This is a genomic window from Rhodovulum sp. (genome assembly GCF_011048875.1).
In the GTDB taxonomy this organism is placed as follows: Bacteria; Pseudomonadota; Alphaproteobacteria; order Rhodobacterales; family Rhodobacteraceae; genus Rhodovulum; species Rhodovulum tesquicola.
In genome coordinates this window covers 1-1,737 of sequence record NZ_DSDD01000441.1, presented here as the reverse complement: position 1 = coordinate 1,737, position 1,737 = coordinate 1, and the positions used below count along the sequence as shown (strand labels likewise).

Annotated in this window: 2 protein-coding genes and 1 pseudogene; all 3 read left to right on the top strand. The window is 66.1% G+C overall.

Annotation, left to right across the window (positions count from 1 at the left end; genetic code table 11):
* Window positions 1-577 (top strand): ribonuclease D (locus tag ENN83_RS15035; protein WP_287188351.1); only part of this gene is annotated, 577 nt, incomplete at its 5' end.
* Window positions 578-584: 7 nt separating this feature from the next.
* The gene (locus tag ENN83_RS15030; protein WP_287188349.1) at window positions 585-1,544 is read left to right on the top strand and encodes a KpsF/GutQ family sugar-phosphate isomerase; all 960 of its coding nucleotides are present in this window, start codon (window positions 585-587) and stop codon (window positions 1,542-1,544) included.
* Window positions 1,545-1,547: 3 nt separating this feature from the next.
* A pseudogene (locus ENN83_RS15025) lies at window positions 1,548-1,737 on the top strand (hypothetical protein); the annotation flags it as partial.

The window sequence follows — 1,737 nt, the reverse complement described above, 5'->3', positions numbered from 1 at the left end:
CGACCTCGATCTCGGGGCAATGGTGGCCATCGATTGCGAGACGATGGGCCTGAACCCGCATCGCGACCGGCTGTGCGTCGTGCAGCTTTCGGGCGGGGACGGCAATGCGCATATCGTGCAGATTGCGATGGGCCAGACAGAGGCACCGAACCTGACAAGGATGCTGGCCGATCCGGCGGTCCTGAAGCTGTTTCACTTCGGCCGCTTCGACATCGCCGCGCTGCTGAACGCCTTCGGCGTCGTGACAGCGCCGGTTTATTGCACCAAGATCGCCTCGAAACTGGTGCGGACCTATACCGACCGGCACGGGCTGAAATACCTGCTTCAGGAATTGCTGAACGTCGACATCTCGAAGCAGCAGCAAAGCTCGGACTGGGGGGCAGAGACGCTGAGTGCGGCGCAGCTTGAGTATGCCGCATCGGACGTGCTGCACCTGCATGCGCTGAAGGCCGCGCTGGACGGCATGCTTGCACGCGAGGGGCGGGCGGACATGGCGCGGGCCTGTTTCGACTTCCTGCCGATGCGGGCGCGTCTGGATCTTGAAGGCTGGCCCGAGATCGACATCTTTGCCCATTGAGCAACCCATGAACCGCGACACCTATATCTCCATCGGCCGCCGGGTGCTGACCGGCGAGGCCAGGGCGCTGGCCAGCCTGGCCGAAGCGCTGGATGAAAGTTTCACGGCCGCGGTCGAGCTGATCCTGGCCGCCGAGGGCCGGGTGATCGTCTCGGGCATGGGCAAGTCGGGCCATGTCGCGCGCAAGATCGCGGCAACCTTCGCCTCGACCGGCACGCCCGCGCATTTCGTCCATCCCGCCGAAGCGAGCCATGGCGATCTGGGCATGCTGGCCAAAGGTGACGCGTGCCTGGTTCTGTCGAATTCGGGCGAGACGCCGGAACTGGCCGATATCGTCGCCCATACCCGCCGCTTCGGGATCCCGCTGATCGGGGTGGCGGGACGCGCGGACAGCACGCTGTTGCGCCAGTCCGATGTCGCGCTGGCGCTGCCGCCCGCCGAGGAAGCCTGTCCGATGGGCCTTGCGCCCACCACCTCGACCACGATGACGCTGGCGCTGGGCGATGCTCTGGCCGTGGCGCTCATGGAGCATCGCCATTTCACACCCGAGAATTTCCGCGCCTTCCATCCCGGTGGCAAACTGGGCGCGCGGCTGTCGCGGGTGGGCGACCTGATGCATGTGGGCAATGAACTGCCGCTGGTAGCGGCGGGCACGCCGATGGCCGATGCCTTGCTGACCATGAGCCAGAAAAGCTTTGGCGTGGTCGGCGTCACCGGCAAGGATGGCACGCTTGCCGGTGTCGTGACCGATGGCGACCTGAGGCGGCACATGGTGGGCCTGCTGGATCGCCGCGTGGACGAGGTGATGACCGCCGATCCCCTGACCATCGGCCCCGGCGACCTCGCCGAAAAGGCCGTCGCAGTGATGAACGGGCGCAAGATCACCTGCCTGTTCGTGGTGGACGCCGGGGGTCGGCCGCAGGGCATCCTGCATATCCACGACTGCCTGCGCGCCGGGATCGCCTGAGGCATGGCCTCGCATGACAACGCCTATTCCCGGTTCATCGCGCTGGCCAAGATCGTTCTGCCGCTGGCCGCGCTGGGGATCCTGTCGACGCTGTTCCTGATCTCGCGGGACACGCCGTCCGGGGATGATCTGCCCTATTCCCGCGTCGCGGTTGACGAACTGATCCGCGAGCAGCGGATCGGTGCACCGAACT